The 15,000-nt window shown below is 72.1% G+C and carries 15 protein-coding genes and 1 tRNA gene; 14 read left to right on the plus strand and 2 right to left on the minus strand.

What is annotated here, in order from left to right; genetic code table 11:
• Positions 1 to 53: 53 nt before the first annotated feature.
• Positions 54 to 1,382 carry a sensor histidine kinase gene (locus tag LZ495_RS35670; protein WP_235057300.1) on the minus strand — a complete coding sequence of 443 codons (1,329 nt, stop codon included), beginning with the start codon at positions 1,380 to 1,382 and terminating at the stop codon, positions 54 to 56.
• A gap of 301 nt (positions 1,383 to 1,683) precedes the next feature.
• Here LZ495_RS35670 and LZ495_RS35675 point away from each other — a divergent pair, with 301 nt between their 5' ends.
• From LZ495_RS35675 to LZ495_RS35735, 13 genes are all read left to right on the plus strand, one after another.
• Positions 1,684 to 2,061 (plus strand): NADH-quinone oxidoreductase subunit A, encoded by a 378-nt coding sequence (locus tag LZ495_RS35675; protein WP_235057301.1) that lies wholly within the window; start codon positions 1,684 to 1,686, stop codon positions 2,059 to 2,061.
• The gene (locus LZ495_RS35680; RefSeq protein ID WP_372498697.1) at positions 2,052 to 2,810 is read left to right on the plus strand and encodes an NADH-quinone oxidoreductase subunit B; all 759 of its coding nucleotides are present in this window, start codon (positions 2,052 to 2,054) and stop codon (positions 2,808 to 2,810) included. Before LZ495_RS35675 ends, LZ495_RS35680 begins: the two co-directional genes overlap by 10 nt.
• Positions 2,807 to 3,607 carry an NADH-quinone oxidoreductase subunit C gene (locus LZ495_RS35685; protein WP_235057303.1) on the plus strand — a complete coding sequence of 267 codons (801 nt, stop codon included), beginning with the start codon at positions 2,807 to 2,809 and terminating at the stop codon, positions 3,605 to 3,607. Before LZ495_RS35680 ends, LZ495_RS35685 begins: the two co-directional genes overlap by 4 nt.
• On the plus strand, positions 3,604 to 4,563 hold the full coding sequence (locus tag LZ495_RS35690) for a complex I subunit 1/NuoH family protein (RefSeq protein WP_235057304.1): 960 nt from the start codon (positions 3,604 to 3,606) through the stop codon (positions 4,561 to 4,563). The genes LZ495_RS35685 and LZ495_RS35690 overlap by 4 nt, the downstream gene beginning before the upstream one ends.
• A gap of 5 nt (positions 4,564 to 4,568) precedes the next feature.
• Positions 4,569 to 5,168, plus strand: a complete 600-nt coding sequence (locus LZ495_RS35695; protein WP_235057353.1) for a NuoI/complex I 23 kDa subunit family protein — start codon at positions 4,569 to 4,571, stop codon at positions 5,166 to 5,168.
• On the plus strand, positions 5,165 to 5,746 hold the full coding sequence (locus LZ495_RS35700; RefSeq protein WP_235057305.1) for an NADH-quinone oxidoreductase subunit J family protein: 582 nt from the start codon (positions 5,165 to 5,167) through the stop codon (positions 5,744 to 5,746). Before LZ495_RS35695 ends, LZ495_RS35700 begins: the two co-directional genes overlap by 4 nt.
• Before the next feature lie 4 nt (positions 5,747 to 5,750).
• Entirely contained in the window at positions 5,751 to 6,119 is a 369-nt protein-coding gene (nuoK, locus tag LZ495_RS35705) for an NADH-quinone oxidoreductase subunit NuoK (RefSeq protein WP_235057306.1), read from the plus strand.
• Complete coding sequence (locus LZ495_RS35710) at positions 6,116 to 8,080, plus strand: NADH-quinone oxidoreductase subunit 5 family protein (RefSeq protein WP_235057307.1); 1,965 nt, start codon at positions 6,116 to 6,118, stop codon at positions 8,078 to 8,080. Before nuoK ends, LZ495_RS35710 begins: the two co-directional genes overlap by 4 nt.
• Positions 8,077 to 9,651 carry a complex I subunit 4 family protein gene (locus tag LZ495_RS35715; RefSeq protein ID WP_235057308.1) on the plus strand — a complete coding sequence of 525 codons (1,575 nt, stop codon included), beginning with the start codon at positions 8,077 to 8,079 and terminating at the stop codon, positions 9,649 to 9,651. Before LZ495_RS35710 ends, LZ495_RS35715 begins: the two co-directional genes overlap by 4 nt.
• On the plus strand, positions 9,648 to 11,288 hold the full coding sequence (locus LZ495_RS35720) for an NADH-quinone oxidoreductase subunit N (RefSeq protein ID WP_235057309.1): 1,641 nt from the start codon (positions 9,648 to 9,650) through the stop codon (positions 11,286 to 11,288). Before LZ495_RS35715 ends, LZ495_RS35720 begins: the two co-directional genes overlap by 4 nt.
• Positions 11,289 to 11,512: 224 nt before the next feature.
• The gene (gene htpX / locus LZ495_RS35725; protein ID WP_235057310.1) at positions 11,513 to 12,370 is read left to right on the plus strand and encodes a zinc metalloprotease HtpX; all 858 of its coding nucleotides are present in this window, start codon (positions 11,513 to 11,515) and stop codon (positions 12,368 to 12,370) included.
• 93 nt (positions 12,371 to 12,463) lie between these two features.
• Positions 12,464 to 12,868 carry a YccF domain-containing protein gene (locus LZ495_RS35730; protein ID WP_235057311.1) on the plus strand — a complete coding sequence of 135 codons (405 nt, stop codon included), beginning with the start codon at positions 12,464 to 12,466 and terminating at the stop codon, positions 12,866 to 12,868.
• Between the two features lie 203 nt (positions 12,869 to 13,071).
• Entirely contained in the window at positions 13,072 to 14,034 is a 963-nt protein-coding gene (locus LZ495_RS35735) for a glycosyltransferase family 2 protein (RefSeq protein ID WP_308268691.1), read from the plus strand.
• A 150-nt stretch (positions 14,035 to 14,184) separates the two neighbouring features.
• Here the strand turns inward: LZ495_RS35735 and LZ495_RS35740 are convergent, their stop codons facing one another.
• Entirely contained in the window at positions 14,185 to 14,673 is a 489-nt protein-coding gene (locus tag LZ495_RS35740; RefSeq protein ID WP_235057312.1) for a YajQ family cyclic di-GMP-binding protein, read from the minus strand.
• A 211-nt stretch (positions 14,674 to 14,884) separates the two neighbouring features.
• Between LZ495_RS35740 and LZ495_RS35745 the strand changes: the two genes are divergently transcribed.
• A tRNA-Tyr gene (locus LZ495_RS35745) sits at positions 14,885 to 14,967 on the plus strand.
• Positions 14,968 to 15,000 lie beyond the last annotated feature (33 nt).

Genomic DNA, 15,000 nt, shown 5'->3' on the forward strand with positions numbered 1-15,000 from the left:
TGCGTCACCCTGCCCCCGACCGGGCGGTACCGGGCGGGGGCAGGCCTCCGGATCTACGGCAGCGTCACCTTCACGCGCGTCCCGCGGCCCTTGGGGCTGTCCACCGCGAGCGTGCCGTCCACGCTCCTGACCCGCTCCACCAGCCCGGCCAGGCCGGTGCCGTGCGCCGGGTCGGCACCGCCGTGCCCGTCGTCGGCGACCTCCAGCGTGAGCCGGTCGTTCTCGACCCAGACCCGCACCGTCGCCGACGTGGCACCGCTGTGCTTGGACACGTTCGTGAGGAGCTCGCTGACCGTGTAGTACGCGACCTGCTCGACCGGGGCGCTGGGCCGGCGCGGCAGGTCCACGGTCACCGTCACCGGCACTGTGCACTTCGCGGCCACCGCCGACAGTGCGGCGTCCAGACCGCGGTCGGTCAGCACCGCAGGGTGGATGCCGCGGGCCAGATCGCGCAGTTCGCGCAGCGCGAGCTTCACCTCGTTGTGCGCCTCGACCACCATCCGCTGCGCGGCGTCCGGGTCGCTGTTCATCTTCTCCTTGGCCAGGCCCAGGTCCATGGCCAGCGACACGAGCCGGGCCTGCGCGCCGTCGTGCAGGTCGCGCTCGATGCGCCGCATGTCCGAGGCCGCGGTGTCGACCGCCGCCCCGCGGCTCACCTTCAGCTCCTCGACCTGCCGGGACAGGAACGCCGGGCCGAGCAGGCCGCGCACCATCGTCCGGTCCACCCACGCCAGGCCGCGGATGATCTGCGGGGTCAGGAACAGCAGCACCACGCCCACCGCGAACACCAGGGTCACCGTGCCGAAGCCGGCCAGGTAGACGTCGTCGCCCGGCGCGTGCGGCCCGTCGCCGCGCAGCAGCGCACCCGGCATGTCGGCTTCCCGGTACAGCGGCTGGGTCAGCGGATACGTGATCATCGCCAGCGTCACCGCCCAGGTGGCCACCGCCATGGCGAACGTGAAGATGCCCCACGGCAGCATCAGCACCAGGTACAGCGCCGCCCGCCAGCCACTGCCGTCCGCCAGCGAGCTCTTCACCCATCCGGTGAAGCCCGGCGTCTTCTGCCGGAAGGGGGCGGGCTTGCCCACCACTTCGCCCATCAGGGCCTTGGCGCGGCCGCGCTCCAGCGTGCCCCAGCCGCGGCACGCCATCACGGTCGCGCCGATCAGCGGCAGGCCCATCAGGAACAGCGGCGTCAGGCCGATGCCCAGCGCGACGAAGACCACCACATGGATGAAGCCGAGGATGCCCACGAACAAGTTGAGGGTGAGATGCATCGTCTCGCCCCATACGCGGGCACTGAACGGCGCCCGCCAGAAACTCGGTCGGGACACCGGCACGCGGGGCTCCGCGCCGGGCACGGTGATACCAGCAGTCGACATCGGGGCGGTCCTCGCTCGGGTGGTCTGCGGTCGATCCTTCCAGTAACACTTTCGCCGCCGCCGCCCGGAGGTCCCATGGCGCGCGTCGGTGTCTTCGTAGTAGGGCTGTCCCTACCCCGCCCCGCGGCCCCTCCGCCACCGCCCGGCGCCGGGCCTGCCGCGCCCGCCCCTGATCGGCCCTACCGCCGGTGCGGCGCGGCACGGGACAGTACAGGTGGACGGTGGCGGACAGTCCGGGGCCAATCCCCCTAGACTCCCGTGCCACAAGGGCAACGGAAGGGCAGCGAGAGGACGTACCAGGGTGACCGCACACGGCTACTTCAGTACGTACGGGCTCGTCGGCCTCGTCCTGCTCGTGGGCGCGGGCTTCGTCGCCGCCGCGTTCTCCGCGAACCGGCTGCTGCGCCCGGACGCGCCGTCCGTCGAGAAGCTCATGACGTACGAGTGCGGCGTCGACCCGGTCGGCGAGGGCTGGGCCCAGACGCACATCCGCTACTACATCTACGCCTACCTGTACGTGATCTTCGCAGTGGACGCCATCTACCTGTTCCCGTGGGCGACCGTCTTCGCCGACCCGGGCTTCGGCGCCACCACGCTGGTCGAGATGTTCGTCTTCGTCGGCTTCCTGGCCGTCGGACTGCTGTACGCGTGGCGGAAGGGCGTGCTGACGTGGACCTGACCCGCCGTCCTGCCGGTGGGCCGGCGAGTGGGCCGGTGAGCCTTCCGACGCCCACGCTCGGGCCGCTCTCGCGGCTCGCGCCGGACCCGGTCCGGCTGGTGCTCAACTGGGGGCGCCGCTATTCGCTGTGGGTCTTCAACTTCGGGCTGGCCTGCTGCGCCATCGAGTTCATCGCCTCGTCGATGGCCAAGCACGACTTCATCCGGCTCGGCGTGATCCCGTTCGCGCCCGGGCCTCGGCAGGCCGACCTGATGATCGTGTCGGGCACCGTGACGGACAAGATGGCGCCGGCCATCAAGCGCCTGTACGAGCAGATGCCGGAGCCCAAGTACGTCATCTCGTTCGGCTCCTGCGCCAACTGCGGCGGCCCCTACTGGGATTCGTACAGCGTCACCAAGGGCGTCGACCAGATCATCCCGGTGGACGTCTACGTGCCGGGCTGCCCGCCGCGGCCCGAGGCGCTGCTGCAGGGCATCCTCAAGCTCCAGGAGAAGATCGCCGGCGAGTCGCTCGCGGACCGCTACGCGGGCCCCGCGGGTGATGGGGACGGCACCCCGGCCCGGGCCGGCCTGGCGCGCGGCGAGCGCGCCAAGTCGGTGGCCCGCGCCAAGCGCGACAGCGGCGCGGTGCTCTCCGCCGGACCCGATGAGGCGACGGCCGCGGCGCTGCCCGCCCATGCCGTGCCCGACAACGCCCTGCGCCGGCCGCTCGTCCGGCCGCCCTCTCCCGCGGACGGCGGTGCGGTGTGACACCCGACGAGATCCGCGGCGCGCTCGGCGACGCCGCGGTGTCCGACGCGTACGGCCTGCCGACCGCGGACGTTCCCGCGGAGAACTGGACCGCCGCGCTGACCGCGGCCCGCGACATCCTGGGCCTGACGTACTTCGACTGGCTCACCGCGGTCGACGAGACCGCCGACGGCTTCACCGTGGTCGCCCACCTGTGCACCGCCCCGGGTCCGCGGATGCTGCTGCGCACCCGCATCCCGCACGAGGACCCGCACCTGCCGACCGCGACCGGCGTGTACGCGGGAGCGGCCTGGCACGAGCGCGAGACCGCCGAGATGTTCGGCATCACGTTCGACGACCACCCGCACCCGGCCCCGCTGCTGCTGCCGGACGGCTTCGAGGGCCACCCGCTGCGCAAGGACTTCGTGCTCGCCTCGCGCGTCGCCAAGCCGTGGCCGGGCGCCAAGGAGCCGGGCGAGTCCGACGCCCACGAGGGCGGCGCCGCCCGCGCCCCGGGCCGGCGGCGGATACTGCCGCCCGGCGTCCCCGACCCCAACGAGTGGGGCCCGCTGGCCGGCCAGGCGCCTCCGGAGCCCCCTGCCGAACGCGCCCCGCGCCCCGGCCGCGCCGACCGCACCCCCGGCGACCGCCCGCCACGCCCGGACCGCCCGCGCCGCAGCCGCAGCGCATCGGAGGGCTCGGCGAGCCAAGCGGGGACGGCCGATCCGGCTGCGGCGCCGGAACCGTCCGCGCCCGTGGAACCCGGCGAGCCCGCCCCGTCCGCTGACGAACCCACTCCTCCCCAGGAGGGCGCGTGACCCTCTTCGAGGTTCTCGTCCGCCTTGTCCTCGTCCTCCTCTGCTTCCTCGTCCTCCCCCTGGTCATCGGCCAGACCGAGCACAAGGTCATGGGCCACATGCAGGCCCGGGTCGGCCCGATCTACGCGGGCGGCTTCCACGGCTGGGCGCAACTGGTCGCGGACGGGGTGAAGTTCGCCCAAAAGGAAGACGTGGTGCCGGCCGGTGCCGACCGCCGGGTCTTCCGGCTCGCTCCGGCCGTCGCGCTGATCCCGTACATGGTGGTGCTGATCGCCATCCCGCTGGGTCCCGGCGACCTGGTCGGCCGCAGCATCGACGCGGGCGTGTTCTTCGTCCTCGCGGTGATGGGCGTCGGGGTGCTCGGCTCGCTCATGGCGGGCTGGGCGTCCGCCAACAAGTTCTCGCTGCTCGGTGCCCTGCGCACCGCCGCGCAGCTGATGGCGTACGAGCTGCCGATGCTGCTGGCCGCCGCATCCGTCGCGATGGCCGCCGGCACGCTGTCGCTGACCGGCATCCTCGGCGAGTGGCAGTGGTGGTGGCTGCCCTGGCAGGCGGTCGGCGCGGTGGTGTTCTTCACCGCCGGCCTCGCCGAACTGCAGCGGCCGCCGTTCGACATGCCGGTGGCCGACTCGGAGATCATCTTCGGCGCGTACACCGAGTACACCGGCCTGCGCTTCGCCCTGTTCCTGCTCGCCGAGTACGCCGGGATCCTGGTGCTCTGCGCGCTGACCACCGTGCTTTTCCTGGGCGGCTGGCACGGCCCGTGGTCCGGCGATGTCGGTTGGCTGTGGACGCTGCTCAAGACCGGCCTGCTCGCGTTCGTGGTCATCTGGCTGCGGGTCAGCTATCCGCGGCTGCGCGAGGACCAGCTGCAGAAGCTCGCCTGGACCGGCCTGATCCCGCTGGCCCTCGGGCAGCTCGTGCTCACCGGCATCGTGAGGGTGGCCACCGCATGACGCGCATGTCCAAGTTCCCCGGTGCCGGCCTGGCCAAGGGCCTGGCCGTCACGTTGCGGACCATGACGAAGCGTTCCGTCACCCAGGGGTATCCCGAGGTGCTGCCGGAACTGCCGCCCCGCTCCCGCGGGGTCATCGCGCTGTTCGAGGAGAACTGCACGGTCTGCATGCTGTGCGCGCGCGAGTGCCCGGACTGGTGCATCTACATCGACTCGCACAAGGAAGTCGTGCCGGCCAAGGAGCCGGGCGCGCGCGACCGCACGCGCAACGTCCTGGACCGCTTCGCGATCGACTTCGCGCTGTGCATGTACTGCGGGATCTGCGTCGAGGTGTGCCCGTTCGACGCGCTGTTCTGGTCGCCCGAGTTCGAGTACGCGACCGAGGACATCCAGCAGCTCACCCACGAGAAGGACACGCTGCGCGCCTGGATGTGGACGGTGCCCGCACCGCCCGCGCTGGACGAGCGGGCCGAGGAACCCAAGGAGCTGACGATGGCCCGCCGGGCGGCGGACAAGCTGGCGAAGGAGCAGGCGCAGGCCGCATCCGAAGCATCCGGGGCGTCCGCGTCCGAGGCGTCCGAGGCGCCCGAGGACGGTACGCCGTGAGCGCGCTCGCCGCGGCCGCCGACCTGTCCGGCAGCGGCGGCCCCGGGTTCCTGTCGCCGACCGGTGCCGAGGTCGCGTTCGTGCTGATCGGGCTCGTGGTGCTGGGCTCGGCGCTGCTGGTGGTCACCACGAAGCAGATCGTGCACGCCGCGCTGTGGCTGGTGGTCACGCTCGGCGGCCTGGCCGCGGAGTACCTGCTGCTGACCGCGGAGTTCATCGCGTGGGTGCAGGTGCTCATCTACATCGGGGCGGTCGTCGTCCTGCTGCTGTTCGGGCTGATGCTGACCCGGGCCCCGATCGGGCGGTCCGCGGAACTCGACTCGGCGTCCAAGTGGCCCGCGCTGCTGGTCGCGGGCGCGGCCGCGGCGACGCTGCTGACCGTGGTGGTGGACGCCTTCCACGCCGCCTACCTGGACCTGGGCGAGACCGGCGACGGTTCGGCGCGGGTGACCGGCGAGAGCCTGTTCCGGGTGTGGGTGCTGCCTTTCGAGGTGCTGTCGGTGCTGCTGCTGGCCGCGCTGATCGGCGCGATCATCCTGTCCCGCAGCCGCGGCGACGACGCGGACCGGAGGCGATGACCCCGTGCACCTCGTGTATCCGCTGATCCTCGCGGTCCTGCTGTTCTGTATCGGCCTGTACGGCGTGCTGGCCCGGCGCAACGCGATCCTGGTCCTGATGTCGGTCGAGCTGATGCTCAACGCGGTCAACATCAACCTCGTGGCGTTCGACATGTGGCTGCGCGACACGCTGCACGCGGGCCAGGCGCTGACCCTGTTCGTCATCACCATCGCGGCCGCCGAGATCGGCCTGGGCCTGGCGATCGTGCTCATGGTCTTCCGCAACCGCGCCACCTCCGACGTGGCGGCGCTGCGCGAACTGGCCGAGCCGGGCGCCGGTCCGAAGTCCGCCGCCTCATCCGCCCGTACCGCTCCCGGAAACGAGGCCGCATGACCACGGCAGCGGGCCTGGCCGCCGGACTCCCGTTCCTCGCCGCCCTGCTGGGCCTCGCGGCCGGCCGCCGCAGTCCGGCCGCCGCGCGTGCGCTGGCCGTCTTCCCGCTGGCCGCCACGGCCGTGCTCGCCGCGTGGGTCGCGGTCCGGCACGGTTCGGGCGGCGTGACCACGCGGGGCATCGAACTGACGCCCACCGGCGCCCTCGACATCACGCTCTCGCTGCGCATCGACGGCCTGTCCGCGCTGGTCAGCGCGATGGTCGCGGTGGTGGCGCTGCTGGTGCAGATCTACTCGGCGGCGTATCTGCGCAAGGACCCGCGCTACTCGTCGTACGCGGCGCTGGTCTCGCTGTTCACCGCCGCGATGCTGCTGGTGGTCTACACGGGCGACCTGATCGTGCTGCTGGTCGGCTGGGAAGTGATGGGCGTCTGCTCGTACTTCCTGATCGGGCACTACTGGGAGACCGAGGTGGCGCGGGCCGCCGCGGTCAAGGCGTTCGTGGTCACCAAGCTCGGCGACGTGCCGTTCCTGATCGGCATCCTGGTGATCGGGGTGGGCAGCGGGTCGTTCGAGATCGGCGAGATCGTGGACGGCGTGCCGCCGGGCGGCGCGGCCTGGGTCACCGCCGGGACGCTGCTCATGCTGGGCGGTGTGGCCGGCAAGTCGGCGCAAGTGCCGCTGCAGACCTGGCTCCCGGACGCGATGGCCGGTCCGACGCCGGTCAGTGCGCTGATCCACGCGGCGACGATGGTCGCGGCGGGCGTGTACGTGGTGGCCCGGCTGTACCCGGTGTTCCTGGCGTCCGGCACCACGCTGCTCGTGCTCGCGGTGATCGCCGCGGTCACCATGGTGTTCTCGGCGCTGGCCGCGTTCGCGCAGGACGACCTCAAGCGCGTGCTCGCGTGGTCGACGGTCAGCCAGCTCGCGTACATGACGGGCGGCCTGGCCGCGGGCGGGCGCGATGCGGCGGTCTTCCACCTGCTGACGCACGGCGCCTTCAAGGCCCTGCTGTTCCTGGCCGCGGGCGTGGTCATCCACCTCGCGGGCAGCGGCCGCATCCGCGACATGGGCGGGCTGCGGCACCGCGCTCCGGTGGTGTTCTGGACGATGACCGCGGGGCTTGCCGCGCTGGTCGGCGTGCCGCCGATGTCCGGGTTCTTCAGCAAGGAAGCGGTCCTGGGCGCGGCCGAGCACACCGCTTTCGGGCCGTCGGCGGACGGCGCGCCGCAGGCGGCCGGCTGGCTGGTGCTGATCGCGGCGCTGCTGACCGCGGGGCTGACGGCGGCGTACGCGACGCGGGTGTGGCTGCGGGTGTTCTTCGGTGCGGACCGGCTGCCGGAACGGACCGAGGCCCCGGCACCCGAGGACGCGCACGACGGGCATGGCGCGCATGGCGGCCCGGTGCCGCGGGCGATGCTGTGGCCGCTCGTGGTGCTGACCGTCCCGACCGTCCTGCTCGGCTTCATCGGCCTGCCGAATTCATGGCTGGCCTCCTGGCTGGGCGATGCGGACGGCCGCGTGTACGACGAGGGCGCGGCGAATGCCGGGGTGCTTCTCCAGGAGCACGCCTACTACGACTTGGCCCCGCGGCTCGGCACGTCCCTGATCGCGGTCGCGCTGCTCGCGGCGGGCGCGGGGGCGGTCTACATGATGTGGCGCCGTGACCCGGCCGCCGACCCGGCGCGGGTCCTGGGCCCGCTGCGCGGCCCCGCGGAGCGCGGGTTCGACGTGGACCGGCTGTACGACGCGGTCGTGGTCCGCCCGGTGGGCGTCCTGGCGCGGGGTGCGCGGTTCGTGGACGACAAGGTCGTCGACGGGTACGTGCGCGGTGCGGCCGAGGGCGCGTGGTTCGCGGGCGGCGGCCTGCGGCGCAGTCAGAACGGAAACGTGCAGGTGTACTTGGCCGGGCTCCTCGCGGGCTTCGTGGTTCTCGCGGTCGCAGTGGCGGTGGGCGTATGAGTGTCGTGCTGCTCGTGGTGATCGCGCTGCCGCTGCTCGGCGCCGCGCTGCTGCTGGCCGGGCAGCCGGCCGCGGGCGCGGGCGCGGATGGTGCGGGGGGCCGGCGGGCGCAGTGGACCGGCGTGGCGTTCAGCGGTGCGACGCTCGCGCTGACGGTCGCGCTCGCGGCCGGGTTCGACCGGGACGACGCGCGGTCGATGCAGTTCGAGACCGACAAGGTGTGGGCGTCCTCGCTGGACCTGCACTTCCACGTCGGCATCGACGGCATCTCGCTGCCGCTGCTCGTGCTGACCGCGCTGCTGACATTCCTGGTCGCCGTCCACAGCCTGGGGACAGTTCCGGCGGGCGGCAGCACCAACGCCTACCTTGCGCTCGTGCTGGTCCTGGAAGCGGGCGTGCTCGGCACGTTCGCGGCGCTGGACCTGATCCTGTTCTTCCTGTTCTTCGAGGTCGTACTGATCCCCATGTACTTCCTCATCGCCCGCTGGGGCACGCCCGGCGAGCGCGGCCCGGCGGCGTTCAAGTTCATCCTGTACACGCTGCTCGGCTCGGCGGTGATGCTGCTGGGCTTCCTGCTGGTCCAGGCGCACACCGGCACGTTCGACATCACGCAGCTGACGGTCGGCGCGGGCGACGGCATGTCGCGCGGCGTGCAGATCACCGCGTTCCTGGCGGTCGCCCTCGGCCTGGCGGTCAAGGTGCCGATGTGGCCGCTGCACACCTGGCTTCCGGACGCGCACACCGCGGCGCCGACCGGGGGATCGGTGCTGCTGGCCGGGGTGCTGCTCAAGATGGGGACGTACGGGCTGATCCGCATCGCGGTGCCCGTACTGCCCGAGGGCGCCGAACTGTTCGCGCCCTACCTGGCGGCGTTCGGCACGGTCGGCATCGTCTACGGCTCGCTGGTGTGCCTGGCGCTGCTGCGCAGCCCGGACGGCGACCTCAAGCGGGTCATCGCGTACTCGTCGGTGGGCCACATGGGCTTCGCGCTGCTCGGCATCGCGACGCTGACGCCGCAGGGCATCAACGGCGCGCTCTTCGTCAACATCGGCCACGGCCTCATCACCGGCCTGCTGTTCTTCCTGGCCGGCGCGGTCAAGGAGCGCAGCGGTTCGGTGCTGATCGGCCGCATCGGCGGCAGCCTGTACGCGCGCGCACCGCGGCTCGGCGGGCTGCTCGCCTTCGCCGCGGTGGCGGGCCTGGGGCTGCCCGGGCTGGCCGGGTTCTGGGGCGAACTGCTGGCGATGTACGGGGCGTACGACCCGGCGGCCGGGCTGGACCGGCCGCTGTACCGGGTGCTGCTGGCGGCGGCGGGCATCGGGACGGTGCTGACCGCGGCGTACATGCTGGGCATCGTGCGCAAGGTGTGCGCCGGTCCCGGGCTGGGCGCGGTGAGTCCGGTGGCGGCCGAGCCGGTGGCCCGCATCGAACCGCTGCCCGACATCGGCCGTGTGGACGTCTTGGCCTGGGGGCCGCTGGTGGTGCTCACCGTGGTCGCCGGGCTGTGGCCCGCGTCGGTCCTCGCGGTCACCGATCCCGCCGTCCGCGCGCTTCTGGGAGGCGGGTCATGACCGTCGCGATCTCGCCTCAGGGCATGCCGACCGCCTCCGCGCACGACTCGCTGTCGCTCGTGCAGGACATCGACTGGGCGGCCGTGGCACCGCCGTTGGCCCTCGCCGTCGCCGCGCTGGTCGTGCTGCTCGCCGACCTGTTCCTGGCCGGTCCGCGCAAGGTGTGGCTCGCGTGGATCTCGCTCGGCGGACTGGCCGCTGCTCTCGTACTCCTGCTGCCGCTGAACGACGGCGATACCCGCGCGACGTTCTGCGCCCCGGCGAACCCGACCACGACGCCCGGCTGTTCGTACGTCGTCGACGACTTCACGCTGGTGCTGCAGCTCGTGCTGATCGCCTCGGCCGCGGTCGTGGTGCTGCTGTCGATGCCGATGACCGCGCCGCGCCCGTGGGCCGACGAGCGCGACGTCGACTCCGGAGTCCCGGGCGGCGAGTACCACTTCCTGCTGCTCGCCTCCGCGACCGGCGCGGTCACCCTGGTCGCGGCCCGCGACCTGCTCACCCTGGTCGTGGCCCTGGAGACGCTGTCGCTCCCGGCGTTCGCACTCGTCGGCCTGCGGCGCGACGGACGCGGCGGCGAGGCGGCGCTCAAGTACTTCCTGATGTCGGTCGCGGCCACCGCGGTGCTGCTCTTCGGCATCAGCCTGCTGTACGGCGCGACCGGCACGGTGTACCTGGACCGGGTGGCCGCCGCGCTGACCGCTCTGGACCCGCGCCTGGAGACCGTCGCCGCGACCGGTGCGGCGCTCACCCTGGCCGGCTTCGCGTTCAAGGTCGCCGCGGTGCCGTTCCACTTCTGGGTGCCGGACACCTACCGCGGCGCGCCCGTGCCGGTGGCCGCCTACCTGTCGGTCGTCTCGAAGACGGCCGGATTCGGCGGCCTGCTGCTGGTCGCGGGCATCGCGCTGCGCCCCTACGCGCACGTGTGGGGACCGGCGCTCGCGGTGCTGGCCGCGCTGACGATGACGGTCGGCAACCTGGTCGCGGTGCGGGTGGCGACCGGCTCGGGCGACGCGGTACGGCTGCTGGCCTGGTCGTCCATCGCCCAGTCGGGCTACGTCCTGGTGCCGTTCGGCACGGCCGCGGGGGAGGGCGCCGACCTGAGCGAGCGGCTGTCCGCCTCGGTCGCGTACCTGGCGGTGTACGCGGTCATGAACCTCGGTGCCTTCGCGGTCGTCACGGCGGTCGGCCGCGACCGGCCCACGGGGCTGCTGTCCGACTACCGCGGCCTGCTGCGCGCCCGGCCCGCACCCGCGCTGGCGATGGCGTTCTTCCTGCTCTGCCTGGCCGGGCTGCCGCCGGGCCTGATGGGGCTCTTCGCGAAGGTCACCGTCTTCCAGGCGGTGGTGGCGGGCGGGACCGGCTGGCTGGCCGTGGTGATGGCCGTGAACGTGGTGATCGGCCTGTACTACTACCTCGTGTGGACGGCGCTGCTGTTCGCGCCGCCGGTGCCCGGGGCGCCGCCCGCGGCGGAGGGAACCCCCGAAGGGCCGGGGACGTTGGGTGCGGCAGGGGCACTGCGCGTCCCGATGCCGTTCGCGCTCGCGATCGCGGTGGCATTCGTGCTCGGCGTGGTGCTGTCGGTGGCTCCGCAGATCGTCCTGCAGGTGCTCACGGTGCCGGGGCTGCTGGGCTGACCGTGCCCGGGCGGTCCGGGGCTGTCGTACCCGGCTGGGCAGCCGGCGTCGTGCCCGGTTGCGTGCCCGGCGCGCCGTGCCCCGCGCGTCCGCGGAGGCGTGACGTCGGCTCTGTGGGGGAACCATGCGATTTGTTCCCACGTTGATCAGAGACAAGCAGCCGCTGATTTTTCCCGGCGATTTCTCTGCGTCTTTCGTGTTTCCTCGTACCGAGAGGACCTGCCGTGCACCGCCAGCACAACGGACTCAAGACCGCCGTCCTGCTCGGCGGCATGTCCGCGCTCATCCTGCTCATCGGCAGCTTCTTCGGCCGCACCGGCCTGATCATCGCCCTGTTCGTGGCGCTGGCCACCAACGGCTACGCGTACTTCAACAGCGACAAGATCGCGCTGCGCTCGATGCGCGCCCGCCCGGTCAGCGAGGCGGAGAACCCGGAGCTGTACCGGATCGTCCGGGAGCTCTCCACGCAGGCCCGGCAGCCCATGCCCCGGCTGTACATCTCGCCCACCGAGGCCCCCAACGCCTTCGCCACCGGCCGCAATCCGCGCAACGCCGCGGTCTGCTGCACCACCGGCATCCTGCGCATCCTGGACGAGCGCGAGCTGCGCGGCGTCCTGGGCCACGAGCTGGCGCACGTCTACAACCGCGACATCCTGATCTCGTCGGTGGCCGGCGCGCTCGCCAGCGTCATCATGTTCCTCGTCAACTTCGCCTGGCTGATCCCCATCGGCCGCAGCAGCGACGACGACGGCCCGGGCCTGTTCGGGCTGATGTTCATGATGATCCTGGGCCCGATCGCCGCCTCGCTCATCCAACTCGCCATCAGCCGCAACCGCGAGTACCAGGCCGACCAGTCCGGGGCGCAGCTCACCGGCGACCCGCTTGCGCTGGCCAGCGCGCTGCGCAAGCTCGAGATGGGCACCCAGCAGCGCCCGCTCCCCGCGGAACCGCGCATCGAGGCGACCAGCTCGCTGATGATCGCCAACCCGTTCCGCCCCGGGCAGGGCCTGTCCAAGATGTTCTCCACCCACCCCCCGATGGCCGAGCGCATCCGCCGCCTGGAGGCCATGGCCGGGCGCTGAGCCCGAATCACGGGGAACCGCACGTGCGTCGTACGAGGGAACCGCACGCGCGTCCTACGGGTGATTCGGCACCGATCCGGGGATGGTGACGTAATGAAGACCCTGCTCAACATCATCTGGCTGGTGCTCTGCGGCCTGTGGATGGCCATCGGCTACGTCGTCGCCGGCGTGATCTGCTTCCTGCTGTTCTTCCTGGTGATCACGATCCCGTTCGGCATCGCGGCCTTCCGCATGGCCGCCTACGCGCTCTGGCCCTTCGGCCGGACGGTGGTCTGGAAGCCGTCCGCCGGCATCGGCTCCATGCTCGGCAACATCCTGTGGATCATCCTGTGCGGCTGGTGGCTGGCCCTCGGCCACCTCGTCACCGGCCTGCTGCTCTGCATCACGATCATCGGCATCCCGCTGGGCCTGGCCAGCTTCAAGATGATCCCCATCTCGCTCACGCCCCTCGGGCGCGACATCGTCTCCACCGACGACCCGCGCCACGTGTACGGCTGACCTGCCTGCCCCGCCTCCTGTGTCCCCCCTGCGGGTGGACCTGCGTGCCTTCCGGGTGAACCGCACGCCCCGGCGCTGAATCCGGACCGCGGACGTGCCGATATTCGCCGCATACCGCTCGGCGCGCCGGACGGGCGCCCCCCGCCCACCAGGCGCGCGGAGCGCGTACGAGTCACGGGGAAGCCGACTCTGCGGAGGTTGCCGTGCCGGCAACGGTGAGCGTCATCGTCCCCACCCGAGACCGTCCGGGATCCCTCGCGGACGCGCTGCGCAGCATCGCGCTGCAGGCGTCCGACGGGCTGGACGGGATCGAGATCGTCGTGGTCAACGACGGCGGCGGCGACATCGCCGCCGCCCTCCCGCTCGGCGTGCCGGGGGTGACCGTACGCCTCCTGTCGCACGCCCGGGCCCGCGGCCAGGCCGCTGCCCGCAACGCCGGCCTGGAAGTCGCCACCGGCCGCTACGTCGCCTTCCTCGACGACGACGACCTCTACCTGCCGGGCCACCTGGCCCGGGCGCTGTCCGCCCTCGAGGTCTCCGGCGCGGACGTCATCTATGCCGACTGCGTCCTCACCGACGGGCGCTGCCCGCCCGGCCGGATGCCCGAGGTCTCGCCGTACCGGTACGACTTCGCGTACGACCCGGGCATGCTCGCGGTCGCCAACTTCGTGCCCACCTCCGCGGTCGTCTGCCGCAACCCGGCCGTGCACGGCCCGGCCTCGTGGTTCCGCTTCGACCCCGAGCTGCCGGTCCTGGTCGACTGGTCGCTGTGGCTCCGGCTGATCCACGACCGCGGCTGGTGCTTCGAACGCTGCCCGGAGCCCGGCGTCGTCTTCCACCGCGCCCCCGACGACGTGTGCGTCACCGGCCGCACCGACGCCCACCTCGACGAACTCGGCCGCTACGAGGACGCCTACCGCACCGTCATCGCCCGCTGGCCGGTCACCCCCGGCAGCCGGGTGGCCCGCTTCCGCAGCCTCTTCCTGGAGACCTTCCAGATCGCCCAGACCCTCCTGGCCACCGGCCAGCGCCTGGTCCCCTTCGCCTACGAGGGCGCCCTGCGGGTCCTGTACGACGGCTTCACCAACCGCCTCGACGAGGCCCTCGTCCCGTCCCGCACCGAAGCCGTCCTCTCCGGCACCACCATCACGGCCCCCCTGCCCTGACCCCGCACCAAGGCGCCAGGACTCTTCCCACCCCACCCCGCCCCGAAAAAGATCAGGGCCCCGGGAAACCCAGGGCCCACGATCCACACCTCACACCCGCACCCGCCGGAGCCGCAGGCACCGCCCGCAGCCCCCACCGGCACGGACTTCCTACCGGTAGTTCACAAACTGCAGCGCGAAGTCCAGGTCCTTGCCCTTGAGCAGCGCGATGACCTCCTGGAGGTCGTCCCGGCTCTTCGAGCTGACCCGCAGCTCGTCGCCCTGGATCTGGGCCTTGATGCTCTTCGGCCCCTCGTCCCGGATGATCTTCGAGACCTTCTTCGCGTTCTCCTGGGAGATGCCTTCCTGCATCGACCCGGAGATCTTGTATTCCTTGCCGGACAGCCGCGGCTCGCCGGCCTCGAAGGCCTTGAGCGAGATCCCGCGCTTGATCAGCTTCGACTGGAACACGTCGAGGATCGCGTTGACCCGCTCCTCGGTGTTGGCGCGCATCTCGATCTGCTCACCCGACCAGCCGATGTGCGCCCCGACGTTCTTGAAGTCGAACCGCTGCGAGATCTCCTTCGCCGCCTGGTTGAGCGCGTTGTCGACCTCCTGGCGGTCGACCTTGGACACGATGTCGAAAGAGGAGTCAGCCAAGGGTCAGCTTCGCTTTCTGTGAGATCAGAGTCCCGCGTGCCCATCCCGCCAAGGCCCCCTGGGCCCGGCACCACCGGACACGCGACTCCCCAGCGTATCCAGCCCGCCGCCCCTCCGCCCCCACGCCGCGACCACCCGCCGCAACCGAGTGGCGGAGCACCCCAGGTCGTCCGCTATTGTTGTCCCCGTCGCCGCACGCGGACGACATCCCGGCGGGTTGCCCGAGTGGCCAAAGGGAGCAGACTGTAAATCTGTCGGCTGATGCCTACGCAGGTTCGAACCCTGCACCCGCCACCCTTGACGAAACGCCCTCCGGCCAGCATGTCT

Source organism: Yinghuangia soli (assembly GCF_021502675.1).
Taxonomy (GTDB): domain Bacteria; phylum Actinomycetota; class Actinomycetes; order Streptomycetales; family Streptomycetaceae; genus Yinghuangia; species Yinghuangia soli.